This is a genomic window from bacterium (assembly GCA_021158245.1).
Lineage (GTDB): Bacteria > Zhuqueibacterota > QNDG01 > QNDG01 > QNDG01 > QNDG01.
On the sequence record JAGGVB010000220.1, the window covers coordinates 13,344 to 39,684 of the forward strand.

The following is a 26,341-nucleotide window of genomic DNA, read 5'->3' on the forward strand; positions in this document are numbered from 1 at the left end:
ATCAGCCGAATAGTGGGGAATGATCGAATGAACCGTTTGATATTACAAATGCCAGAAGGTGTTGAACGAGATGATTCAACATATTCTAATACTTTTGGAAGGTTTGTAATCCAGCCTCTTGAGAGAGGATATGGAGCAACTATTGGTAATGCCTTCCGCAGAGTACTCTTGTCCTCTTTACACGGAGCGGCAATAACACAGGTACGTTTTGAGAATGTGTTGCATGAGTTATCAACAATACCTGGTGTTAAGGAAGATGTATCAGAGATTATCCTGAATTTAAAGCAGGTCAGAATAAAACTAATTAATAAAAAACCAGACAGGGTTCAGCTTGAACTAAAAGGCCCTATGGATCTTAAAGCGTCTGATTTGCAGAAGAATACTCAGGATTTTGAAATCCTCAATCCGGATCACTACATTGCAACACTTGGTGAGGGTTCTGAGATTAAGGCTGAATTACGCATAGGACGCGGCAGGGGTTATGTGCCTGCTGAGGAGAATAAACTTCCGGATCAACCGATAGGAACCATTCCGATTGATGCTGTTTTCAATCCGATTCGCAAGGTTAATTATTTTGTTGAGAATACAAGAGTCGGACATAAGACTGACTATGAAAAGTTGGTTCTTGAAGTTGAAACAGACGGCAGTCTTACACCTGATGATGCTCTTACTTATGCAGGGCAGATTCTTCGTGATCATGTTGATCTTTTTATCCGTTTTGATGTTGAGCCTGTTATTGATGATGAAGCTCCTCAAATTGACGAGGAGGCCATGCGTATAAAGAAACTGCTTAAGATGAGCGTTGAGGAACTTGAGCTTTCAGTAAGATCTCATAATTGTTTGAAAGCAGCTGAAATTAAAACAATTGGCGACCTTGTTAAGCGGGATGAAAATGAAATGCTGAAATTTCGTAATTTCGGGAGGAAATCCCTTACAGAATTGAAAAATATTTTGGGAGAAAAGGGCCTTCATTTCGGAATGGATGTTATGAAGTATTTAGAACAAACATCTCAGTAAAGGATTTTAAAACGTTTTTGAGGGAGATTTAATTTAATGCGACACAGAAAGTCTGTAAAAAAACTGGGACGTACTGCATCTCACAGGAAAGCTTTGCTTGCAAATTTGGCAGCGGCTCTTTTTGAGAGAAAGCATATTAAAACAACGGAAGCAAAAGCAAAAGCTGCAAGAAGCTACTCTGAAAAGCTTATAACTATTGCAAAAAAGGATACTGTCCATGCTCACCGGCTGGTGTTTAAAAGATTGCAGAATAAACGTATTGTGAAAATGCTGTTTGATGAAGTTGCCCCTAAATATTCGGAAAGAAATGGCGGATATACAAGAGTTATTAAACTTGGACAGAGGCCAGGGGACGGAGCTCATATGGCAGTTCTTGAACTTGTTGGATTTGAGAAAGTAGAGAAGAAGAAATCAAAAGCGGATTCTGAAAAGCATGATACAAAAAAGAAAGATAAAAAGAAGTTCGATGAAAAACAGGAATCTGAAGAGAATAAAGATGCTAAAAAAACGGTGAAAGATAAAAATATTGAACCGGAACAAGAGGGAAAAAAGAACAAAGATACAGAAAAAAAATAGTTAGCAGCTTTATTTATAAAAGATATTAAAAAGGGATTAGCGCTTTTCGTGTAATCCCTTTTTGTTGTTTATACTTCTAATTTTCAGGAAAAATTTTAAGCTGTCAAATTAAAATAAACAAGGTTATTTGTTTTTATGAAAAAGATTTGAACCCCTTTTCTGTTTATTGGGGAATTCGACAAAAAGGCCTTTTGTATTAAAGAAGAAAAGGTCTCCTACAGTAAGGCCGATAGATTGCCTTAGCGGCCTCCAGTTTTCTCTGTATGCTTCATTATCAATTGTAGTTCCTTCGTTGCTCTTATTAACAAGCCGTACTCTATCCGGAAAATTTCTGTTAATCATAAATGGCGAATGTGTTGTATAGATAATTTGATTTTTTTGCGATAGATTTTCCATTAGTTGTGTAAGATCCTTTTGGCCGGCCGGATGAAGATGAAGGCCCGGTTCGTCAAAAAGAAAAAGATATGAATTTGATTTCGCTGAAAGGCTTGTTGCGATAAAGTTGATATAGAATGAAAGATACCATAAAAAGCCAAGTGATCTGGATTTGGGGGTGTCGTAAACAGTTGTGTCGTCACTAAAATCAATAAACATTAAATTCCCATTAACTCGCAGTTTGATTTCAAGCGACGGTTCCTGAGTCCAGACTTCTCTTAAACGTTTTGTTATTGCCCATCCGGTTTCTTCTGCAGCCCTTCTTCCGCGTGTAGAATTTTCAAATATAATGGTAGGATCATCAATATCTCCAATTTTAAGCAGATTCCTTTCTGTCTGAAAATCCGGATGGGACCCAACCAGTTCGTCGTAGCTTACTCTGTCATTAATAATGGAGATTGAATCAAAGTATAGTATTTTCGGCATGAGTTTTAACAAAGGTTTAATATTCCCAATAGATAAAATCTTGTCATCCACAACAATTTTATAATCACTTAATTCCTGGCCCTCGCGGCGGATCCAAAATGAATCAATAGATCTGAAACCATCATAAATTTTTGCTAATTTGGAACGCTCTTCCCTTGTGAATTCCGAAAGTTCAATTGAGATAACAGGCGGTTTGGAATTACGATAAAGGTCCGAGTATTGACAGGTTTTATCTGCTGTAAGTTCTTCAGTAGGCAGAATGTTCATCATTGAGCGCAAAATATTTGTTTTTCCGGATTCATTGGGACCTATAAAAACAGTTACATGTTTATCCAGAGGGAAAGAAAGTTTTTTAATTGATTTAAAAGCAGTTACGTTAACTTTAGAAATTATCATGAATCCTCCTGATATCATTCCATCTATTATTCATATAAATTGTTAAAAATTGAAGTAAAAATCAAGTGGAATTATTAATTTAATTTAGGTAAAAATAAATGCCGATAATTTTCAATGTGGAAATATTTAAATAGAAAACAATTTAAAACAAATAAAATCAATTTCTTAATATCGCTTTACGTACAAATATATTTCCGTGCTTTACAAGCGTCTCTAATTCACTATTATCAAAAGTATCAAATCCGGGTAATGGTTTTAAAGTATTTTTGAAAATACAATTCTGAATAAACCACAAATCTGCTCCTCTAATCTTCCTGCCTATATCTTCTATTATAGCTTTATCGTGAAAGTTTTTAACAACAGTAGTTCTGAACTCATATTGTATATTCGACTGTAACAGAATTTCTATTGAATGCAGTATGTTATTTATATCAGATTGAGAAACATCTCCGACAATTTTTTTATATGCAGCCAAAGATACGGATGTTTTTATATCCATGGCTATGTAGTCAATCAGATGATTTTGTATTAAATATTTTAGAGTTCGGGAGTCGGTTCCGTTAGTATCAAGCTTAACTTTAAAACCAAGTTCTTTGATGTTTTCTATAAAGGGTATAATGCCTTGCTGCAAAGTAGGCTCCCCTCCGGTTATTGCAAGTGCGTCCAAAAGGCCTATGTTTTTTTTAAGGTAATTAATTACAGTTTCAGTACTGATAAGCTTTCTGCTGAATAGTTCGGGTAAGACAAGTTCTTTATTATGGCAGTAGAAACATCTGAAATTACATCCCTGTGTAAAAATTAAAGTAGCAATCTTCCCAGGATAATCAATAAATGATTGTTTATCCATTCCGGCAATTTTTAGACCGCTAATCATAATATATAGCCTTTTTTAAAAAGGATTAGAAAATGTTTCAAGGGACTTATCAAAAAGTTTTCTGTCGTTAAATTCAGATTGTTTTCCGTCATTCCATTGTTTTACAGGCCTTAAGTATCCAACTACACGTGAATATACTTCACAGGAAGAAGAGCATTCAGGGCATTTATAGTGTTCTCCGTAAATATATCCGTGTTCGGGACATATGCTAAAAGTAGGAGTAATAGTAAAATACGGAAGTCTGAAATTATCTGTGACCTTTTTAATAAGATTTTTAATAGATTCAACCGGAATTTGTTTCTCTCCAATAAATCCGTGAAAGACAGTACCACCTGTGTATTTGGTTTGAAAATCATCCTGAATTCGCAATGCCTCAAATATATCATCTGTGTAATTAACAGGTAATTGGGAAGAATTAGTGTAGTATGGCTTTATGCCGCTTTCAATTTCACTTTCATTTGCAACTATAATTTCTTTGAATTTGTTTTTATCTGTCATTGCAAGTTTAAAGGCTGTACCTTCGGCAGGTGTAGCTTCAAGATTATAAATATTTCCTGTATCCTGTTGATACTCAAATAATTTTTCTCGCATAAAGTCAAGAACTTTAAGTGCAAAGTCATGACCTTTCTGCTGAGTTATATCCTGTCCAAGAAAGTTAATACATGCTTCGTTCATCCCTATAAGCCCTATAGTAGAAAAGTGATTTGTCCAATATGAATTGTTACGTTTATAAATATCTCTCAGGTAAAATTTAGCATATGGGAATAGGCCTTTGTCTGTAAGCTGTTCAAGAAGAGTACGCTTTGTTTCTAGGCTCTGTTTACCAATTTCCATAATCTTATCAAGCCGCTGAAAGAAATCATCTTCATTTTTCGAAAGAAATCCGATGCGTGGAAGATTAATTGTAACAACCCCTATTGATCCTGTCAGAGGATTTGCACCAAAAAGACCGCCTCCGCGTTTTTTAAGCTCCCTGTTATCTAATCTGAGGCGGCAGCACATACTTCTTACGTCATCGGGATTAAGGTCCGAATTGACAAAATTAGAGAAGTATGGAATTCCATATCTTGCTGTCATATCCCAAACAGGATTTAAATTTTTATTATCCCAGTTAAAGTTTTTTGTGATATTATAAGTGGGAATTGGAAAAGTGAATACTCTTCCCATTGCATCACCCTCTACCATGACTTCGGCAAAACAGCGGTTTAAAAGATCCATTTCCTTCTGAAAATCACTATATGTCTTATTACCGGGAATCCCTCCGATTATGACAGGCTGATTTCTTAAGAAATCAGGGACATAAAGATCCATCGTGATATTTGTAAATGGTGTTTGAAATCCAACTCTTGTAGGAATGTTAATATTAAAAATAAACTCCTGAAGAGTCTGCTTTACTTCAGTATAGGATAGATTATCATAAAAAATAAATGGTGCGAGAAGAGTATCGAAATTTGAAAAGGCCTGTGCACCGGCAGCTTCTCCCTGAAGTGTATAGAAAAAGTTTACAATTTGTCCTAGAATTGATCTGAAGTGTTTTGCAGGTTTACTTTCAATCTTACCTTGCACACCCTTAAATCCGCTAAGCAGAAGATCCTGAAGATCCCACCCAACGCAGTAAACACTGAGTGTACCAAGATCATGAATGTGCATGTCTCCTGATTCGTGGGCTTCTCTTACTTCTTCAGAGTATATTTGATTGAGCCAGTATTGAGAGCTGATTATGGAAGAGATGTGAAAATTCAATCCTTGTAATGAGTATGCCATATTTGCATTCTCTTTTACTTTCCAGTCTTTTTGATCAAGATAATCATCAATTATTTTAATATTACTGAAAAGGTCCTTTATATTTCGTATGTTTTTGTGCTGTTCTCTGTAAAGAATATATGATTTTGCGAGCTTGGAATTACGGGTTTCTATCAAAACCTGTTCAACAATGTCCTGAATTTTTTCAATATCAATCATTGATTTATTTTTAAAATTTTCATTAATCCGGGCAACCACTCTATCAGCAACGCGCTCAGACAATTCTCTTTCAGGCTGCTTTATTGCTCTTGTAGCCCTGAAAATAGCAAAAGCAATTTTCTCAGAGTCAAATTTTACTATTTTCCCGTCTCTTTTTCTTACTTTTGTAATCATTTTACATACCTGTAGTTATAATAAATAATTTTATAAATTATCACTGTTTTTAAAATTATGGATGTTTGAAGAATTGAAATCAATCAAAGAGTTCCCACAGTAATCCAAAACGGAAGGAACGCTCAGGCAAGTATTGAATGCTTGAAATGAAGGGATCAATACTTGATATATTGGTTAATTCAAGAGTTACATGAGCATAGTCCATCACAGTAAAAAGAGCTTTAATATTAAAAATCATTCCGTTCGGAACAGTTATAAGATTCAGATAATCTCCGTAATTCCAGTCATAAATATAATATGAAGACCAGTATCTAACAGATGCTGCAAGAATACCGTTAATGTCGCCCTGGAAAAATCTATATTTAATAAAAACACCTAAATTGCCTGTAATATTTGCTGGTTTGAGCCTAAATGAAACTGCCTTTAAAAAGATGGTATTTATTGATATCAGACCGAAATATTTTAGTATATCTGTTCTGGCAAATGATTCGATTCCGGTAAATTGATTTTTTCCTTTATTTGTATACTGAATTCCCGTCTGAGTCAATTCAGGTAAAATTATGTTAGAAGTCGTCTTATTGAAAAAAGAGAGGGAGGATTTGAATCCGGGCCCTTTATTATAATTCAAGGACAGGTCTGTTGTAAAAATTGATTCCGGCTTAATGTTATTATTGATGTTGTAGTGATTATTTAACATTGAAAGATTGAAAAAAAGCGAGGAGACCGGTGCGGAATCATAAATAGTAATACCGGAAATTTCCGAAAGAGTAGGATCCCGGAATAATTTCGAAAAAGTAGCCGCAACATTAAGCCGATTATTACTTAAATTAAACTTGTACCGGCTCCATAATCCGAAGTAGAGTTTTTTATTTCCGGAAATTTGGGGAAGAATTTTAACAAATAATTTTGTTTTTGGAAAAATGGTAAAATTTGTAAGCAGGTATCCACTAATGTTAGAATTAGTGATTTTTACTGTATCTCCGACAGATGCATTTTGATAAAGATATTTCAGGCCAAAGTAGAAAGGAACATGCATTAAAGATTTTTGCGCCTGGAATGAAAGGCCGTATGCAGCATCCTTAATTACATGCTTATTATCAGAATCGGTATCTTTAAATTCAAAATTTCCCGATAGTTTATGCAGGGATATTTCTGGCTTTAATCCCGATGAATCATTTTTTATAACGACAATATGATTTGTGGAAATATTTTTCTGATGGGGTTTGTTCAGAATTACAGTATCTGCAGGTACAACCATTGATTTGGAAAGATAGATATCACCTTTGGATGATAAAATGGTATAATCAGCATTCCAGTTTTTAGAAATATTTATATGGGAAGAAAAGGAAATGTTCTGATATTTATTTTGGGTACCGTCATTTATATTATTGTATGTTCTTGAGGAAAAACCTGAAAGGTATCGGAAAGATGTGAATAAAGGCTGCCCGAAGGTAGCGCCGAATGAGCTCTCAACTCCAGTGTTGAAGTGGTACAGCGCCCTGGTGTAAGGCTGATCTCCAGGAACGGATAAAGGCTGAAGGCTTAATGTGTTGGGATTTCCAAAAATATCTATGTGATCATAATTTTCCGCTTTGCTAATTAAATCAGGAGTAATCATGTGCAGGTTAAATCTGCCTGTAAAAGGGTCATTTAAATTAATTCCATCAAAATTTATTTTCGAAGCCGAAGGCAACGCTCCCCTTACTCCGGCATAAAGTGGGCTGCCCGGAGAAAAATTTGTTCTCCACGAAGTAACCGGAATATTTAAAATAAAATCACAAAAATCAGTAAAGCTTACAGGAGCAATATCGATTTTTTTAATAGCTGCTTTATTATTTACTGAGTCAGATTTTGAAACAGTTTGAGAGAATATCAAAGATTGATGAAAAAGTACAACAAAAACAAGAAATTTCAGAACATATTTGCTCATATTGGTAATGCTCCCTTTTTACTTTTAAAAACAGAAGTTTTTGAAGAGGCAGTTATTATGGCAGGTACAATAGTCGAAAAAATAAGCGTGTTGCTGATTATATGTAAAAGATTAAAACCAATTCCGCTAATAATTGCTGCAATTCTTCCGGAACGGTCAAGGCCTATGAGGAATACAAAGGAGAGGGTTGTTAAAAGAGCAAATACCGATGTTAAAATACCTCCTGCTGCAGCAAGAACAATTGGGAATTTCCATGACTTTAAATTAATGTCGCTGATGAGTCCGCCTGTAAATCCAATTAAAGCCATTGAAATTATTTGGGCAATAAAAAGAGGAGGAGCAGCAATTCCAAATGGGTTAAACAGGGAGTAAATGCTTTCTGTTAATAATCCGATAATTATACCTTTTTGCTTTCCAAGAAGAAAGCCTCCGGTAAAAATTGTTGCACTTACCAGTTCGATATTAGGAATGTTGAACAGAGCAAAGCCAAGAGCAACCCCAAGCGCTGTAAAACCTCCAATGTGAATGATGTCACTGACAGAGCCTGCCGTATTATTTTTGGACTTGTATTTCTGCATTTTTGCTCCCGAATAAATGTAGTGTGTAAAAGGGCAATAAGTCAAGTTGCAATTATAAAAAAACAAGGGCGGTAAATTTTTATTTCTTTATAAAATGTACCGCCCTGCAGCAGTTTAAAACATAAGTATCATTTTTTTAGTGATTATGCTGTTGTTTGTTTCAAGACGGTAAAAATAAATTCCACTTGAAACAAGCGTTCCTGTCATGTCTGTTGCATTCCATTTTAGGGAATGATTCCCTGCTGGCATTCTACTGTCAATCAAAGTTTTAATGTGCTGCCCCAAAGAGTTGAAAACAGAAAGTTTAACATGCGACTCTGAAGGAATTCTATATGAGATTATTGTTTCTGAGTTAAAAGGATTCGGATAGTTCTGGCTGAGTGTGAAATTTTCCGGTGAAGCAGCAGCATAATCTTTGATTCCTGTAAAGGCTTCGGAATTAACAGCTGCGACAGCATCAATAGCAAAAGTTCCATCATCCTGTGCAATTTGTCCGCAGTCCTTTATTTTGACAAAGGATGCCCATGATAAACCAACATCTGAAAGATCAAAGCTGTCTCCCCCTGAAATATCCGGATTCAACGGAGATGTCCAGTCAGCAGTAGGAGTAAGCCCGCAGAATCCTGTAAGGGATGCTGCATTGTATGCAAAATCATACCATGTTGTGCCGTCCTGGCTGACTGAAACAATGCCTGCTTTTGCTTCAATGGAAGAATCTGTCTTTGAATAGTTTGCATTGCCGAATATTGTAAAGTCAGGCCCTGAATTATTTATTATATGATTATTTGTAAATTTTACGATGATTTCTCCTTCATTGCCGAGGCTGAGAAATTCTTCAGGATTAAAAATAGGACTTACCGATTGAGGGCAGAATGCCTGGCCGGGTTTACCAAGAATGTTTTCAGGGAAAAAATTCTGCCCCAGTCCGCTGCAAGTTGTGCCTTGTGTAAATTCTGTTACCTCGTCAGCCCACGGGTCAGAATCAGAAACGGGATATGTCTTTACAAGATCAAGAGTACCGTTCCCAACAACACCTGAAACCCATACAATACTGTCAGCGCTGACCTCAAATTTTTGTACTGATCCGTCTCCGGCCCATACTTTCATTGTAGGTATCCAAATTACATCTTTTTCAGCGTCATAATATAATCTTGAAACATTCGGCCCCACAAGAATAGGATTAGAATCAGAGTGAATTACTGTGCCTGAAATAGCATCGTATTCATATAAAAACCCGTTTGTTTCGTCACCCCATGCAACGCAGTATCCCTTTCCCCCTTTTGTGATAATAATATCTCCTGCGGATCCTCCTATTGAAATTGTATCAATAACAGCCGGCGGGGTCTGCATTGGGTCAATAACAGCAACAGAAGTAAATACAGAAGCATAGTCTCCGGTACATAGAACGTGAATTTTTCCCAATGGGTCAATTGCAAAATCCTGCGGATTCAGAGGAACGCTTATTGTATATTCCACTGAATCTGTAATAGTGTTAATCACAGATACAGTGCCGGGGTCGTAACTTCCCCATCCTATCAGCCCCGTGTTTGCAACATAAGCATAATTCCCATTTAATTCAGACCCGAAAAACAGCACTCCCTGGGGCGCTTTTCCAACTTCAATGGTTTTTGCAATAGTGTTTGTTTCTGTGTTTATTACTGATACAGTACCGGCAATATTATTTGAGACGTAAATTTTATTGTGCCCTACAACTGCAAGGTCATAAGGATTGGAACCTGTAGGAAGAGTGATAATATCAGAATATGCGTTATCAGAAGCAGGATTAAGTATCCTGATATCATCGGTGCCTGAATTTACAAGAAAAATATTGTTTCTGTAATAAACCATTTCATTAGGTGTCTGGCCTGTTGCAAGAAAATTTAGTGTAATCGTATTTGTATTCAGATTAAGTTTTGAAAGTGTCTCTGCAGATCCGTTAGTGATATAGAGATACTCGTCAGCTGCAGCAAAAGAGGTGGCTGATAACAATGTTATGAATAATATCAGAATTTTTTTGACGTTCGTGTGTAGCGATTTTTCCATTTCTTTACTCCTTCTTTTTTGACTATAGATTAAGATTAAAAACAATTTGCCATGTTCTGCCTTTTGCAGGCATATCCCTTACTGTCTGATATTTTTTATCTAACAAATTGTAAACAGATAAATTCAACCTTATGTTGTGATTTGACAACTTTATAAGTTTCTCAAATGAAAGGTCAATAATTGAGTATGGATCGAGAGGAATTGTATTGGCTTCATTTACATATCTTATTCCTGAATATTGATAGTAAACAGAGGCTTTTACCCACGGCTCAGTAATGTGAAATCCTGATTTTAGAAGTTTTTGTGCTCTGTATGGAAGTATCATGCCTTGTGTTGTTATATTATTATCTTTTTGAACCGGGCTAACATTGGTTTGTGATAAAGTAAATTTTATATTACGGATATTAAGTTCAAAATTATACTCGGTACCTTCTATTTCAGCATTGGTATTATAGGGCCTGAAAACTTCAAAGCTTCCAAGACGCCATACAATGAGGTTTTGAATTTTATTATAAAAATGGGACGCTTCGGCTTTAATATTAATATGGTTTAAGGCGATAAAAAATCCCGCACCTGCAAGAATGCTTTTGCCTCTTTCAGGGAGCAGATCAGGCTTGCCCTGTATTCTGAAATCCTGATAAAAGAGGTCTGCAAAAGTCGGAACTCGGAAGGATTTTGAAAATATGGTATTGGTAAACAATTTTGATTTTTTGCCAATGGTAAATGATATGCCTGCAGACGGGCTCAGTTGTTTTTCTCTGCGCTCCTGGTTATGACTTTTTAATGAAAATATATCGTAATGCAATGAGGATTGAAGTGTTGCTTTCATAAAAGAAAATAGGTGGCGGTTTAGTTCTGCGGTGCAGAAAATTGTGGCAGACCTGTCAGTTGCGTCATCAATACTGTTTGCGGAGGGGGAGAGGAGGTTTTCATCTGAAAACGAGAGGTCTTTAAGATTTATCCCTGCCTGGAGTGAAGCCTTATTAAAGGGTGAATAAACAATTTTTGAATCAGCACCTAATATCAACACTCTGTTTATATAATTATAGGCAGGGTAACGTCTGTATTTTAAAGGTGCATTTTCAGGAAGAATATTTTTGTTTTCTGACTTCCTGTCTGATATATAAATATTAAAATTCGTGTAAAAAGAGCTGCAAATAAATTTATAAGTCAAATCAGCTTTTTTATGTGTACGTGTGGTTCTTGCATACGGAGTAAGAGAGTAAACTTTTCCGGGAAGGCCGCGGCCTGAGTGGTTTAAGAATACAGATAGTTTGATCTTGTTCTTTTCTGTTGAGTATCCTGTCTTTAACAATATGTTACTGTTTGTAATGTCATTGTTTCTGCGTATATCTGAAATTTTTGTAGAATCTGCAAGATTATACGAATAAGGAAAATTATTGCCTGAGTACCTGTACATGGCGCTAATCAGGTAATTGAATCTGCCTTTTAATCCTCCGGAATTAAAAGCAAGGCTGCAATCGGAAAAGGATCCCCCTGATAAAGTTAAATTCCTGTTTGAATCAGCGGCTTTTTTGGTGATAATGTTCACTGCACCGCTGATTGCACCTGATCCGAATTTCCAGGATGCACCGCTTTTGTATATCTCAATATGGTCAATGATATTCAGAGGAATATCTGTGATATCAGTTATACCGGATAAATTATTGCTGAGAGGAACTCCGTCAATTAATATTAAAATATGCTGGGGAAGGCTGCCCCGAATAGATATTGTTGATGAGTTTCCCGATTGAACTGTTACGCCCTGTATGTGGCGGAACAGATTGGGCAGGTTAGTTGCTCCGCTTGCCTGAATCTGTTTTAATGTAATTATTTTTTTATCTTCAGTTAATATTAAGCTGTTTCTGTCTTCAATAATTGAAATTTCATTTAACGGGAGAACAACCTGAGTCATCCCGATATTTAAATTGGCAGGAAGACCGTTTCTTACAATAATTCCGGTAATTTCAGCAGTTTTGTATCCAATGTGCTGAGCGGTAATTGAGTATGTGCCATTGATTAAATTCTCAAAAGAGAAGTTGCCGAACATGTCGGCGACAGTTCCTTTGTTGCTGCCGTTTATAATAATATTAGTCCCGGGCAGAGGATTCCCAGTTGCAGAATCAAAGACTCGCCCTTTAATTTTCATAGCAGACTGCGCCAGGATTACGGCAGGAATAAAAAACAGAATAATGTATATTTTAAAGATTTTCATTTTCTCCCAAAAGGGAGGGTGAAGCTGAGCTGCGGCATAAAAAAACCCAGCCTTGAGGAGACCGGGTTTAAATTTTAACCTGGAAACTTGCCTCACCCTCGAAGGCAGTTAATTCTCTGACGATATGGCAGGTTTCCTGACTCTGGGCATCAGACCTACTAATTTTGCCTTCCCATTCATTTCTGAAAAGTGGCTGTTAAAATTTTCGTATCCCATTACAGTAGCGGGGCTGCAGCGGATTTTAACCGCTTTCCCTTTTAACCCGTTTCCGGGCACCATCTCGTGTGTGTTAAAGAACAATTGTTAAAAAGAACTTAATAAATGAATTTTACAGATGCAAGTCTTTTTTATCCGTTTTTGATTGTAATCCCATATTAAAAGTGTTTGATTTTATTCCTATTTTCTTTATTTTTACTATAATTACGGAGAATTGTATAATGCTGAAAAATATTCTGGGAAAGACAGTTTTTGTTGTAATGCTTTTTATTCTTTCCGGCAGCAGTACTGCTCAGTATTACTTCGGCAGGAATAAGATTCAATACAACAGCTTCAAATGGCAGATACTTAAAACAGAGCATTTTGATATTTATTACTATCCTGAGATGGAATCACTTGCAGAGATAGGTGCGTATTTTGCCGAGGAAAGTTATACTTTTTTGCAGGATAAAATGAATATAACTATTTTACGAAGAATACCTCTGATTTTTTACAGCTCTCATTTCCATTTTGAAGAAACTAATACCGTGCCCAATCTTATCCCGGAAGGCGTAGGAGGATTCTTTGAATTTATGAAGGGACGCGTTGTTGTACCTAATAACGGTTCTTTAAGTAAATTTAAAAATACAATCCGACATGAGTTGGTTCACGTATTCCAAAAGAGTTATACAAATCAGGTATTGAAGAGCCATAAATGTTCTCTTGAAGGAGGGCCACCTCTCTGGTTTGTTGAAGGCCTTGCCGAATACTGGTCAGAAAGGTGGAGCCCCGAAGCTGAAATGGTAATACGTGATTGTGTGCTGAATAACAGCATGGTTCCTCTTAACAGAATGGGAGCAATATGGGGTACATATCTTATGTACAAGGAGGGGCAGTCAGTACTTACATATATATCAAAAAAATATGGAGAAGAGCAGATTCTTGCGTTGATGGACAATGTCTGGAAGTACAAAGATTTTTCCCGTGTAATGAAAGCAACAATAGGGAAAGATTATAAATCGCTAAGTGAAGAGTGGTTATATTCGCTTAAAAAGCATTTTTATCCGTTAATAGAAGACCACGATTTCCCACGTATGGCAGCAAGCAGAATCACAAACAGGGGATACAATTCTTTGCCTGCATTTTATCGGTATAATGGAGTACCAAAAGTTATTTTTGTTGCAAATCGTAACGGATACTCAAGCATCTATCAAAAAAAATTAAACAGTTCGGAACAGAATAACCCTGAGGTTTTAGTACAGGGTGAAAAGAGTGCGAACCTTGAATCTTTTCATATATTAAGCAGTAAAGTGGATATAAGCAGGAACAACAATTTGGCCTTTATTGCAAAGAGCGGCCCGCGAGACAGGCTGTATATAATGGATTTGGCAACGAGGGAAATAATAAGAAAGCTTGATTTTAAAAATCTGGTTTCTATTTTTTCTCCGTCATGGTCTCCTGACGGTGAAGCAGTAGTCTTCTCAGCCCTTAACCAGGCAGGTATGAGTGATATATACAAAGCTGATATTGAGACAGGGTCATTAAAACGCCTTACAAGCGATTTTTATACAGACAGTGATCCTGACTGGTCTCCTGATGGCAATTATATTGTATTTAGTTCTGACAGAACATATCTTGGGTACAACGGATATAAAAATATCTTTTTATATGAGATAAAGACAGGGATAGTCAGATACCTTACTTACGGAAGGGTTCATGATGCAAGCCCGGTATGGTCTCCTGACGGTAATTACATCGCTTTTGCTTCAGATAGAAAGGGAGCATCAAATATCTGGATCATTGAGAAAGCCGATCTTAAAAAATCCATTTTGGGAAACAATTACTCTCCATTTGTGAAAAATGACGGGGGAATAGCAAAGGTGAAACAGGTTACTAATTTCTCCGCAGGATGTTTTTATCCCTCATGGACTGACAGCCTTGATATTATTTTTACAACTTATGAGAGAGGAAGTTTCCAGTTAAGAGAAATTGCGTTCGGAAAGAAAAAACTGAACAGGATAAAATCTGTTAAAATAGAGAGCCCGGAGTATAATAGCAAACCATGGAAAATAAACAGAATAAGCGGCAAGAAGAGGATAAACAGATTTGCATACAGAAAAAAGTTTAATCTTGATTTTGCCCAGAGTATGATTATTCAGGATCCCATTTTTGGTACAAGCGGAGGTGCACAGCTTGCGGTTTCCGATATGCTGGGTGATGAGAAGTACTATTTCCTTCTTTACAATAATGCCAGAACCCAGTCGGATTTGTGGAAGGGATTTAATTTTGCAGTAACAAGACTTGACATGAGCCGCAGAATCAATTATTCCCTTGGGTTTTACCGTCTTGCAGGGTATTATTATAACCCATATGATGATTTTTATTATGAGAACAGATACGGAGTGAACGGGGCTGTCATCTATCCCTTGAATAAGTTTGAACGAATAGAACTGAGCATGAACATCCGTCATTCTGATAAGGATTGGTACACAGGAGAAGGCACAAGAAAAGCACTGCTTGTGTCAAATTTTATATCCTACACAAAAGACAATTCATTGTGGGGGAGCACCGGGCCGATTGACGGAGCTCGTTATAAGATTACACTTGGAAATACAGTTGATGTCCGGTACTCCAATGTAAACTTTACAACTCTTATTTTTGATTTAAGAAAATATTTCAGAATCGCTTACCGTATGTGCCATGCGGTCAGAGTCCTTGGTGAATTCAACAGAGGCAAAGAGCCGCTGCCGTTTTTCCTTGGCGGTTCATGGAGTATGCGAGGATACAGATTGTGGTCTCTTGCTGCACCGAATGTCGCGTTTATCTCCAATGAATTCAGATTTCCTTTTATTGATACATTTTATCTGAGATTTCCATTCGGAGGTATAGGATTCAGTTCGATTCAGGGAGCGCTTTTTGTTGATGCGGGAAACAGCTGGGAAGGAAAATTACAGGGAATAAAAGGAAGCTTCGGTGCAGGGATAAGGCTTAGGCTTGGGGGATACGTTGTTTTACGGTATGATATAGGAAGGAGAACGGATTTTCACAGTATAGAGAAAAAGACTTTTACACAGTTCTTTTTTGGCTGGGATTTTTAAATCAGAGCAGACATTCGGCTGGTATTTTTAAATTATAGATTGTGTATGAATTTAAGTACTTAAAAGAAAGATCAGGAGGTATCTATGTCACGAAGTCAAGTATTATTAAATAGAAAAAACACAGGATTGATTGTTATTGATGTACAGGAAAAGCTGGTTCCTTCTATCCATAATAATAAAGAAGTCATTGGAAATTGTGTGAAATTAATTGAAGGGTTTAAAGCTTTAGACCTGCCTGTTTTTGTAACTGAGCAGTATCCTGAAGGAATAGGGAAGACAGTTAAATCAATTCATAATGCACTTGGAGACATTGCTGTAAAAGAAAAAATGACTTTCAGCTGTATGGGTATTGAAGGTTTTGCTCTTGAGCTAAGGAAGGCCAGACTTGATTATCTGGTTCTATGCGGAATTGAGACTCATGTTTGCCTGTGGCAGAGCAGTATGGATTTGTTAAGTGACGGGTTTAATGTGACTGTTGCTTCGGACTGTGTGTCTTCAAGAAAAGAATCTGACAGGATTACAGCTTTAACAAGAATGGCACAGAACGGAGTCCAGGTTGCATCCTGTGAGATGATTTTATTTGAACTTCTTGAAAAATCAGAAGATGAGGGATTTAAAAAGATTTTGTCAATAATCAAATAAAAAAAGGCTTGTGATTTTTAGTAAAATTGATTATTTTCACAATGAAATAGAATTATTTTGTCTTCTGTTCTGTAATATGCGGTTTTCACATTGAAACAATTCTGTGAAAATAAGGTCGGGAACCTTAATTGTAATCTGATGGAGGAAAAAGTATGCAGCGGGTTTTCTCAATCGTTATTATTTTAACTTTTGGTTTGTCATATCAGATATTTGCACAGACCGGAATTAAATATGTAAAGCCGTTAAAGGAAAATATCAGGGTTTCGCCAAATGGCGGCAAAATAGGTGATATTGTATCAGGTACTGAAGTTAAAGTCCTTAATACAGAGGGGAACTGGGCAAAGGTCAGTATTACAGCCTGGATTTGGAAGAGTTCTCTGACTGATGACAAAACAGATGTGACAGGTTACACAATAACAGTAAGCCATATACTTTTAAATACAAAAGAAGATGCTACGGCTGTGTTGAAAAAACTTCTCTCAGGTTCAAAATTTGATGATTTAGCGAGAGAATATTCTATTGACGACGGGACAAAAAATAGCGGTGGGCTGCTGGGAGCTTTTAAGAGGGGCGATTTAATGCCTGAATTTGAAGCAGCAGCTTTCAAACTTAAAAAAGGGCAAATAAGCGGTATTGTACATACAAAATTGGGATATCATATTATCAAACGGATTAAATAATACTATTTAATTTCCATGGAGGTAGAAAATGAATGCTATTATCGAACGTATCAAAGCAATAGTTTTAAAGCCCAAACAGACCTGGGAAGAGATTGCGGCAGAGCAGACAACCCCACAGGATTTAATGAAAAATTATGTTTTTATTTTTGCCGCTCTTCCTGCGGTTGCGACTTTTTTAGGAAGATGGATTATTGGTATTCAAATTCCTTTTGCCGGTGTTTATCATTTTTCTTTTGGTGCTTCACTCGTAGCATCAATTACGAATTACGTAATTACAGTTGCAAGCATATGGATTTTAGCAAAGATATTGTTTGTTCTGGGAACGAAATTCGGTTCCAACGGTGATGAGGCTGCCTGTTTTAAAATGGCTGTATACTCATATTTCCCGTATCTTGCGGCAGGTGTTCTGCTTATAATTCCATCATTATCAGTTCTTGTTTACCTTGCCGGCCTTTACGGACTTTACCTTATGTATGTGGGGCTTCCCATAATTATGGAAACACCTGAAGAAAAAACAATACCATTTATGGTTGTTATCGTTGTTGCTGTTATTTTAGTGTCTGTAATTGCGAGTTCCATAATAGGAGTAATCTTAGGTGCTTTCGGCCCAAAACTTCCGCCCCTTTGATTTATGCAGATGATTTAGAGGTTTTTTTATGACCGACAACGGAAAAGGTAACGAGCAAGAATATATAGATAGAATTAAACTGTATGATTGGTTGTTTGATTTAGATCGTAATGTTGGCTCAACACTGAAACCTGAAGTAGTAACTGAAAAGGCAGTAGTGTGGGCTGATAAATTTTGTGAGGAAATAACAGGAGTTGTAGTTCATACTCTTAACAGCTCTGACGGCCTTTTGTACCCTCAGTCGCAGGCCGGGCTTGGCCCTGATGTTGCAAGCTCAGGATTAATTAGGAAGGGTGAGGGCCTTGCAGGAGCTGTTGCTGAAACCGGTGCTCCTCTTTTTATTCCTATTATGTCAAATGATATTCATGCAGAGTCCGAATTAGTAAAAAAAAATGAATTTACCTCCTATGCGGGAATCCCCCTTGTTCATAATAATAAAATAATGGGTGTTCTGAGCTTGTACTCTCAAATACCAAAAGCTTTTTCAGACTTTGAGCAAGAGATCCTTTTAAAAGCAGGTACTATTATTGGAAATGCAATTGAAAGTTCTTATGCGTACTATAAGGCGTCTGACAGGGCAAGGAGACTTGTTGCGGTAAGCAGGGCGATTACAGTAACAAGGCAGCTGGGCCCACTTGAGAATGTGCTAAAAGATATATCCAAAGTATTGGTGCAGACTCTCGGATTTGATAAATCATGGATTGGTATTATTGATAACGACATGCAGGAATTGCGGGGCATGGGCGGTTTTGGCCGGGACATGCAGAAGGTTAACTGCTTTTATTCAAAAATAGATAAAAAATCCGAAAATCCTGCAATACAGACAATAGTTTTGGAAAAGCCTGTGATCTGTCAGTTTATTGATGATATTACGGAAAAGTCGTGCCGTAAATGGCTGACTGAGCAGAATATACAAAGCCTTGCTTTTGTGCCGATATTAAATGATGAAAAAGCAGTTGGTGTTGTCGGTGTATTTAATACCTCAAGCATAATGCTAAATGATGAAGATATTAAAACTCTTGTAAGTGTTGCGGAACAGGCGGCAATAGCTCTTGAGAATTCAAATCTCTATGAAAAAATAAAACAATCCGAAGAGAATTACAGAACGCTATTCCAGGCAGCAGGTTCAGGGCTTGCAATAATTGACGAAGACCAGATGTTTAAACTTGTAAATCATGCATTTGAAGAGGTAAGCGGATATTCACAAAAGGAGCTTGTAAAAGAGCATGCTCTAACAACGTTTCTTTCAGGCAAGAATTTTACAAGGAAAAAGATAAAATCTCTTCTTGTTGAGCCTCCTCAGGATTTTGAAGCTGATTTTATCGATAAAGATGGTAGTGTAAAGCAGGTGCATATAACAACTACCCGTCTGCCGAATGAAGATAATATTCTGATTTCAGTAATTAATGTTTCAAGACAGAGAGAACTTGAGCGCAGGCTTTTTAAAAGTGAAGAACTTGCAGCAATAGGTGAGCTTTCTGCTGGAATCGCCCATGAAATAAGAAATCCCTTAATTGCGATTAAAACATCTGTAAAACTTCTAAAAGATGAGCCTCAGCTTTCGGAAGAAGGCCATCAGCTTCTTGATATTCTGAAAGAGGAATCTGATCATCTTGCAGCTATTGTAGATGACTTTCTTAAATTTGCCAGGCCTAAAAAACCTGCAATTGAAAATAATGATATAAATCAGCTGTTAAAAGACACGGTAAGGCGATGTCGTGAAATAACCAAAATTCAAGTGGAATGGCAGGAGGATTATAACGATAAGATTCCTCCTGTTCCGTGTGACAGGCATCAGGTTCAGCAGGTTATTACTAATCTTATTAACAATGGCCTTGACGCAATGAAGAGCGGCGGAACATTACAGATAAAAACAAATTTCCGGAAGCGTAAGAGTAACAGCGTAGCTATTGTATCAATACACGACACAGGTAAAGGAATTCCTGAGGATGAAATAGAGAAGATATTCCAGCCGTTTTTTTCAACAAAAGAATCCGGAACCGGGATGGGACTTGCTATTTGCCAAAGGATTGTCGATGCACATAACGGCGAAATAATTGTTGAAAGCAAAGAGAGAGGCGGGACCGAATTCTCAATCATCCTTCCTCTGGATTTAAAGGGTTAAAACCTATTTTAAAGGGGTTGAATGATGACAGATATTCTTTTGGTTGATGATGAAAAATCAATTCGGACTACACTCTCACTTTTTTTAGAGAGGCAGGGATATAATGTTGATACCATGCCTGACGGAGTTAGTGCCATTGAAAAACTGAAAGTTGATTTTTATGATCTTGTCATTACCGATCTCAAGATGAGAGATGTAGACGGGCTGCAGGTACTGCGTGAAGCAAAGGCTCTTAATCCCCTTACAGAAGTAATTGTACTTACCGGATTTGGTACTGTTGAAAGCGGAGTGGAAGCTATAAAATTGGGAGCATATGATTACATACAGAAACCGGTTGACATGGATGAATTTTTGCTTTTAATAGAGAAGGCTCTGGAAAGAAAAGATCTTAAATTAAAAGTAGAGCAGCTTCAGACAGAATTAAAGGAGAAATACCGGTTTGAAAATATAGTAGGGAAATCCAAAGAAATGATGGATGTGTTCTCTCTCGTTTTTAAAGTTGCACCTACTGACAGCACAGTTTTAATTACAGGCGAGAGCGGGACAGGCAAGGAGCTGATAGCCCGTGCCATGCATGAGAACAGCCGAAGGAAAAATCGTACATTTGTTACTATAAATTGTGGAGCCCTTCCTGAAAACATTCAGGAGAGCGAACTTTTCGGGCATGTAAGAGGTGCTTTTACAGGTGCAATTAAAGATAAAAGAGGGCTTTTCCAGGAGGCAAACGGAGGAACACTCTTTCTCGACGAAGTCGGAGAGATGAGCCTTGCAACTCAGGTAAAAGTCTTACGGTTTTTGCAGAATGGAGAAATCCGTAAAGTAGGGGATAACGAACCGGTTTATGTTGACGTTCGGCTGATTGCTGCAACGAATCAGAATCTTGAAGAGGCAATAGAAAAAGGTACTTTCCGTGAAGATTTGTATTACAGGCTGAATGTAATCCCTATTAAAATGCCTTCTTTAAAACAGAGGAGAGATGATATTCCTCTGCTTATCAGTTATTTTGTTGATAAGTACAGGGACAGAACAGGCAAAAAAGTACATTCCATATCGCCTGAAGCGGAGAAGATCCTGACAGGGTATAACTGGCCGGGAAATGTAAGAGAGCTGGAAAATATTATAGAAAGAGCTGTAATTCTTACAAATAAAAATACAATAATGGCTGAGGACCTTCCTGTTTCAATTAGAAATACTGCAGCTGAGAATTCTGATTTAATGGGTAATATCGCGGAAATTCCTCTTGAAGAACTTGAGAAACAGCAGATTCTGAATATATTGAATAAGTATTCGTGGAATCAGAAAAAAGCATCTGAGATACTGGGAATCTCTACAACAACTCTGTGGCGTAAATTAAAATCTTACGGGATAGAGCCTAAAAAAAATAGCTAACCCTCACAAAAGGAAATTAAATTAATACAATTTAATTGAACCTATCTATTTCATTTTGAGATAGAGATGTTGCAATTTGAATAATTATCTTTAAAATACCAAATTTACCTTTATACTGCAAGTTTAATAATAATAGGTTGTTACGTAAATAAATTTAATGGCATGATATTTGTCCTAATATCCAGTGTATTGCTGTGCGTTACAAAGGAGAAATGTATGTCAAGGGTCTTAATTGTTGATGATGAAAAGAATGTACTAAAAACACTCTCTATAGGTTTGAAACGCCACAAATACAATGTGACGTCTGCAAAGAGCGGCCCTGAAGCCTTGAAGATTATGGAAACTAATGCATTTGATTTTGTTGTTTCAGATATAAGAATGTCTCCGATGGATGGATATACACTTGCATCAAGGATTCGTGAAATTTATCCTGATGTAATCATAATACTTATGTCAGCTTACGGATTTAACGAAGAGCATCCTGTACATAGCAGCAGATTATCATATCCCAGAATAAGTAAACCTTTTGATGTGGAAGATCTTATCAATGTTTTGGAAACTGAAAAGAAGAGGGGAGGAAAGGCTGTTAAAAACAATTCAGCAAACAAAATGATTCTTCTGCTTGGAGAGTCCAAAGCAGAACAAAAGGTACGTCATTTATTGGAAGCAGAAGGATTTTCCGTAAGAGTTGCAGAAACCGGTACAAAATCAATGGATGTTCTTAAAAGCGGCAAATATGATGTCTGTTTAATAGATGGTAATTTTTTAGATACCGAAGGATGGAAGATTGTAAATATGGTTGACAGGTATTCACCTGATAAGCCTGTTGTACTTTTAACAAGGCACAAATATGACAGGAAGAAGATTAATTCTTCAGATGCAGGTATTACAGTACTTGACAGAAGGACGTTTCTATCTGAGAAAACATGGGCTGTTGAACAGCTTGACAAGATAATCAGACAAAATTAATTTATTTAAATATTAATATCGGCACGAAAAAAGCCGGCAGATTTGCCGGCTTTTTTGTCACTTTTCGGAAAATATTTATATATTGCTATTTTAATGATTCGGCTTTGTCAAATGCAGCTTTGCCTTCTGCTGTTTTACCTGCACGTACATAAGCAACGCCGAGATTATTCAATGCATTTACATTGTCGGGCTTTAGTTCTGTGGCTTTTTTAAGATATGTAATAGCATCTTCATAATTTTCTTTCTGGAGATATGCAGTGCCAACGCTCAGGTTTGCTGCAAAGTCATCGGGATTATTTGCAAGAAGTTTTTTAAAGTATGTAATTGCATCATCATATTTTTCCTGAAGATAATAAATGCGTGCCATATTAAAGATAAGATCAAGATCCTCAGGTGCAATTTTAAGAGCATTCTGATACATTTTAATTGCATTTTCAGGTTCGCCCTTAAGATCATAAGAGTATGCAATATCAAAAAGAGCATCTTTATAAGTCTGGGAATTGGGATCTGCTTTATCAACAACTTCCGTTAAGACTTTAATTGCTTTGTCATACTCCTTTTTACTGTAGTAGATATGTCCTATGAATTTTTTCAGTTCAAGATCTTCAGGCGCAACTTTAAGTCCGCCGTTGTAGATTTCAAGAGATTTATCATACTCTTTAAGTAAAGAATAACAGTAAGCAAGATTCTTGTAAGAATCAACTCTGTCAGGTAAAAGCTCTCTTGCAAGTTCAAAACTGGCAATGGCATCTTTGATTTTATCCTGTTTAATCTGGTTTACGCCGGTATTGAAAACTTTTATCCAGTAAACTTTTCTGTCGTGGTCAATATCAGCCTTGTGCATTGGAGATATCTCGAGGCATTTTGTAAATGCTTCGTTCATCTCTTTGAACTGTTCTTTTTTCCCATAGGCCAGGCCAAGAACATAGTACGCTTCCTGGTCATTAGGCATTGTTTTGATAGCCTGCTGAGCCTGTTCAATCGCTTTGTCGTAGTTTTCCTGCTGCATATAAACTTTAGCTGAGGTTACAGCTGTCTGCTGGCAGCCGGTTGCAAAAAATAGTGCTATCAGGGATGATACAATAACAAGCAATAATGTTCGTTTCATAGAAGAAATCCTCCTTAATACAAAAAATACGCTTAATTAAGAGTTGTTTAATTATCCCTAAATGTACAATAAATTGTATCTTGAATCAAGTATTTTTTGAAAATTAGAATAATTGTAAATTATCTCCAAAACACAATATCATGAAGGAAATAGAACAGGTAAAAATAAGCTTTTATTGATTATCGCGATTTTTTAACATCTTTTTTTTCACAAAAACTATTTACAGAGCATTTTGAACACCATGGGCTTATTGGCCTGCATAAAGCCTGGCCAAATGCAACAAAGATGTCATTAATAGGTATCCACCACTCAGGAGGGAGTTTTTCACGCAGAGCAAATTCAGTCTCTTTAGGTGATTTTGTTGTTACATATCCAGTTCTGTTGGATATTCTGTGAACATGGGTATCAACACAAATTCCGGGACTGTTAAATGCAAGAGTAATGACAAGGTTTGCTGTTTTTCTTCCGACACCGGGAAGGAGCAGTAGAGTATCAAGGGAATTCGGTACTTTACCGCTGTATTGATCAATCAATATTTTTGATATTTCCACAATATTTTTTGCTTTTCGTTTGTAGAAACCAACCGGATAAATGAGGTCCCTTATTTTTTTTTCACTAAGGGTTGATGTCTTTTGAGGAGTATCTGCCTCTTTAAAGAGCCTTCTTGAAGCTGAAGCTGTGACTTCATCTTTTGTCCTGAGGCTGAGGATAGTTGAAATCAGTACCTGAAAAGGATCTTTTGACCGCTGTGCAACAAGCGTAACTATTGGTACATCCCATTCTTTTGATTCTTTTTGTAAAATAGAAAGGACTTTAACAAAGGTTTTTGTATCCATTGTGCTCTCAGATATTAAATGCTTCGCTGTTTACAAGAAATTCCGGCCGTTTGCCTGACAGCCCGTCAAGAAGATTGGTTGCTGCCATGGTACCCATCTTTTCACGAGTTTCTACTGTTGCACTTCCTATATGGGGGAGAAGCAAAGCATTGGGCAATTCAAGAAGTTCCTTTTCCACCAGGGGCTCTTTTTCATATACATCAAGTCCGGCTCCTGCAATTTTGCCTGATTTTAATGCTTTAACAAGAGCTTTCTCATCAACAACCGGCCCTCTGCTTGTATTGATCAAAATTGCCGAATTCTTCATTTTCTCAAATTCTTTATCACTTATAAGATGTATTGTTTTTTCTGTCAATGGGACATGTATGGAAATAATGTCTGATTTTTTCAGCAGTGTCGTAAAATTAACTTTTTCTGCATTTGTTATAGTGTCAAGGGTTGAATTCTTGTGATTGCTTGTATAAAGGATTTTCATTGAGAAACCGCTTGCCCTTAGCCCTACTGCAGTGCCGATTCTTCCCGCACCTATTATGCCAAGTGTTTTTTTCGCAACAGGCATTCCGAGAAACAGGCTTGGGCTCCATCCATTAAATTTATTTTCCCGAGTAAATTTATCAGCTGCAATGATTTGCCTTGCACTTCCCAGTATAAGTGCCCATGTAAGATCTGCTGTTGCATTTGTTAAAACTCCAGGTGTATTAGTTACAAGGATATTAAGCAGGGTTGCTGTTTCAATATCAATGTTATTATATCCCACAGCATAGTTTGATACAATTTTGAGGTTTTTACCTTTTTGTAAAATATCCTTGTCCACAGGATCTGTAAGCAGGCAGAGGAGGCCGTTGTAATCCCCAATTATTTCTAGCAGTTCTTTTTTTGTAATCGGCCGTTCATGGGGGAATACATCAACTTGCAGGCCATTTTTTTTAAGAAGGGCAATCCCATCGCCCGGAATATCCCTTGTGACAAATACTTTTTGCCCCATCAATTTTTTCTTTTTAAATACCAAATTCATCTTTTACCCTGTCTATTTTTCTGCGCTCTTTTTTTGTCGGTCTTCCCTTGAATTTTCTTCGGAATTTTTTTTCAGTGTCCCTGTATAAACTCATCAATTCCTGAATATGCGGATCTTTAACTTCTTTAGTGTGTTCAACGTATAATTTTTGAGCTTCTTTTGCAGGCAGGCCTTTTTGTGCCAGGCCCAGTATCTCAATCTCTCTATATCTTCTGTGCTGGGAAATAGTTAACCTGTCGCCTGCTTTTATCATTTTATGAGCTTTTGCTCTTGAACCGTTTACTTTTACTTTACCGCCCTCTATGGCTTTTGCAGCCTGGGATCTGGTTTTGTAAAATCGTGCGGCAGATAACCACCTGTCCAGCCTTACTGATTCCTGAGGAGTTTCCATCTTCATTTCCCTATTGTTCTTATGTAGGAACAGATAAAAATAGGGAAAAACATGGAAGAATTCAAGGGTTATTCTGTCCTTTTGGTAAAACAAAAGGCTCATTACTATTGATTGTTATGGGATTTTTTCCGGATTATATTTTCTGCAGATTTTCTGAAGGTGTTAAAATTTTGTCCCGTTTCAGCGTAAGTTTGAATAATCGATCATTTTTGTCAATTTGTTTTACCTGAATGTAGTTTGCAGCTCTCAATAGTTCCTCAATGCTTTGGTAGTTACTTGCCTCTGCAGTGCATATGCTAGGGTAATACATTAAACTGAAATTTGATGCAGTAATTGTAATAAAACCAAACACTAAAACAGTAAAAAGATAATAAGCAGATAAAAAATTATAAAAAACCACTTGACAAATCGTTTTTATTTTCTTACATTCTAATAGTTGATGATAAATTTTAAGTAGTACAGCATTCGCATCTTTAGAACAAACATCATACCTAAATTTCATCATGTAGTAGTGTATCTTCATGTAAGGGGATAATTGTATCCTGAATCAATAAGGATTCTCCCTAAGCAAGACAGATACGCCGAAAAAAAAGCCAAATTCCGAATTTAAGGGGGAATTTGTGAAGCATGTTAGAGTGA

At 36.8% G+C, this 26,341-nt stretch carries 21 protein-coding genes and 1 riboswitch; of the genes, 9 read left to right on the plus strand and 12 right to left on the minus strand.

The features are described from left to right. The first annotated feature begins 27 nt into the window (after positions 1-27). Together J7K93_13550 and rplQ are read left to right on the plus strand one after the other, a co-directional pair. Positions 28-1,017, plus strand: coding sequence for a DNA-directed RNA polymerase subunit alpha (locus J7K93_13550; GenBank protein ID MCD6118026.1), 990 nt, complete (start codon positions 28-30; stop codon positions 1,015-1,017). Between the two features lie 36 nt (positions 1,018-1,053). After that, on the plus strand, positions 1,054-1,593 hold the full coding sequence (rplQ, locus tag J7K93_13555) for a 50S ribosomal protein L17 (GenBank protein ID MCD6118027.1): 540 nt from the start codon (positions 1,054-1,056) through the stop codon (positions 1,591-1,593). Positions 1,594-1,716: 123 nt separating this feature from the next. Here rplQ and J7K93_13560 read toward each other — a convergent pair whose 3' ends face one another. The 7 genes from J7K93_13560 to J7K93_13590 all read right to left on the minus strand — a co-directional run bounded on the left by J7K93_13560 (position 1,717) and on the right by J7K93_13590 (position 12,626). Further along, positions 1,717-2,850, minus strand: a complete 1,134-nt coding sequence (locus J7K93_13560) for an AAA family ATPase (protein MCD6118028.1) — start codon at positions 2,848-2,850, stop codon at positions 1,717-1,719. Positions 2,851-3,007: 157 nt separating this feature from the next. After that, positions 3,008-3,724 carry an anaerobic ribonucleoside-triphosphate reductase activating protein gene (locus J7K93_13565; protein MCD6118029.1) on the minus strand — a complete coding sequence of 239 codons (717 nt, stop codon included), beginning with the start codon at positions 3,722-3,724 and terminating at the stop codon, positions 3,008-3,010. 15 nt (positions 3,725-3,739) lie between these two features. After that, positions 3,740-5,860: a ribonucleoside triphosphate reductase gene (locus J7K93_13570; GenBank protein MCD6118030.1), complete on the minus strand. Its 2,121-nt coding sequence runs from the start codon at positions 5,858-5,860 to the stop codon at positions 3,740-3,742. A gap of 79 nt (positions 5,861-5,939) precedes the next feature. After that, positions 5,940-7,790, minus strand: coding sequence for a TonB-dependent receptor (locus J7K93_13575; GenBank protein ID MCD6118031.1), 1,851 nt, complete (start codon positions 7,788-7,790; stop codon positions 5,940-5,942). Next, complete coding sequence (locus J7K93_13580; protein ID MCD6118032.1) at positions 7,787-8,368, minus strand: hypothetical protein; 582 nt, start codon at positions 8,366-8,368, stop codon at positions 7,787-7,789. The genes J7K93_13575 and J7K93_13580 overlap by 4 nt, the downstream gene beginning before the upstream one ends. Before the next feature lie 114 nt (positions 8,369-8,482). Continuing rightward, a complete protein-coding gene (locus J7K93_13585) occupies positions 8,483-10,411 on the minus strand; it encodes a T9SS type A sorting domain-containing protein (GenBank protein MCD6118033.1) in 1,929 nt (642 codons plus the stop codon). Positions 10,412-10,433: 22 nt separating this feature from the next. Next, complete coding sequence (locus J7K93_13590; protein ID MCD6118034.1) at positions 10,434-12,626, minus strand: TonB-dependent receptor; 2,193 nt, start codon at positions 12,624-12,626, stop codon at positions 10,434-10,436. Positions 12,627-12,734: 108 nt separating this feature from the next. Next, positions 12,735-12,921, minus strand: a riboswitch (cobalamin riboswitch). A gap of 142 nt (positions 12,922-13,063) precedes the next feature. On the opposite strand from J7K93_13590, the gene J7K93_13595 reads away from it, so the two are divergent. The 7 genes from J7K93_13595 to J7K93_13625 all read left to right on the plus strand — a co-directional run bounded on the left by J7K93_13595 (position 13,064) and on the right by J7K93_13625 (position 22,352). Continuing rightward, positions 13,064-15,919: a PD40 domain-containing protein gene (locus tag J7K93_13595; protein ID MCD6118035.1), complete on the plus strand. Its 2,856-nt coding sequence runs from the start codon at positions 13,064-13,066 to the stop codon at positions 15,917-15,919. Positions 15,920-16,003: 84 nt separating this feature from the next. Next, entirely contained in the window at positions 16,004-16,561 is a 558-nt protein-coding gene (locus tag J7K93_13600; protein MCD6118036.1) for a hydrolase, read from the plus strand. A 152-nt stretch (positions 16,562-16,713) separates the two neighbouring features. Then, a complete protein-coding gene (locus J7K93_13605; GenBank protein ID MCD6118037.1) occupies positions 16,714-17,241 on the plus strand; it encodes a peptidylprolyl isomerase in 528 nt (175 codons plus the stop codon). Between the two features lie 28 nt (positions 17,242-17,269). Beyond that, complete coding sequence (locus tag J7K93_13610) at positions 17,270-17,869, plus strand: YIP1 family protein (GenBank protein MCD6118038.1); 600 nt, start codon at positions 17,270-17,272, stop codon at positions 17,867-17,869. Between the two features lie 28 nt (positions 17,870-17,897). Beyond that, on the plus strand, positions 17,898-19,994 hold the full coding sequence (locus J7K93_13615) for a GAF domain-containing protein (protein ID MCD6118039.1): 2,097 nt from the start codon (positions 17,898-17,900) through the stop codon (positions 19,992-19,994). Between the two features lie 24 nt (positions 19,995-20,018). Continuing rightward, complete coding sequence (locus tag J7K93_13620; GenBank protein MCD6118040.1) at positions 20,019-21,383, plus strand: sigma-54-dependent Fis family transcriptional regulator; 1,365 nt, start codon at positions 20,019-20,021, stop codon at positions 21,381-21,383. Between the two features lie 216 nt (positions 21,384-21,599). Further along, on the plus strand, positions 21,600-22,352 hold the full coding sequence (locus J7K93_13625) for a response regulator (protein ID MCD6118041.1): 753 nt from the start codon (positions 21,600-21,602) through the stop codon (positions 22,350-22,352). A gap of 85 nt (positions 22,353-22,437) precedes the next feature. On the opposite strand, the gene J7K93_13630 is transcribed toward J7K93_13625, so the two are convergent. The 5 genes from J7K93_13630 to J7K93_13650 form a co-directional block, all read right to left on the minus strand. Further along, positions 22,438-23,460: a tetratricopeptide repeat protein gene (locus J7K93_13630; protein ID MCD6118042.1), complete on the minus strand. Its 1,023-nt coding sequence runs from the start codon at positions 23,458-23,460 to the stop codon at positions 22,438-22,440. Positions 23,461-23,639: 179 nt separating this feature from the next. After that, positions 23,640-24,296, minus strand: coding sequence for an endonuclease III (locus tag J7K93_13635; GenBank protein MCD6118043.1), 657 nt, complete (start codon positions 24,294-24,296; stop codon positions 23,640-23,642). Between the two features lie 7 nt (positions 24,297-24,303). After that, a complete protein-coding gene (locus J7K93_13640) occupies positions 24,304-25,281 on the minus strand; it encodes a D-glycerate dehydrogenase (GenBank protein MCD6118044.1) in 978 nt (325 codons plus the stop codon). Positions 25,282-25,294: 13 nt separating this feature from the next. Then, the gene (locus J7K93_13645) at positions 25,295-25,702 is read right to left on the minus strand and encodes an RNA-binding S4 domain-containing protein (GenBank protein MCD6118045.1); all 408 of its coding nucleotides are present in this window, start codon (positions 25,700-25,702) and stop codon (positions 25,295-25,297) included. Positions 25,703-25,835: 133 nt separating this feature from the next. Further along, positions 25,836-26,207 (minus strand): hypothetical protein, encoded by a 372-nt coding sequence (locus J7K93_13650; protein ID MCD6118046.1) that lies wholly within the window; start codon positions 26,205-26,207, stop codon positions 25,836-25,838. Positions 26,208-26,341 lie beyond the last annotated feature (134 nt).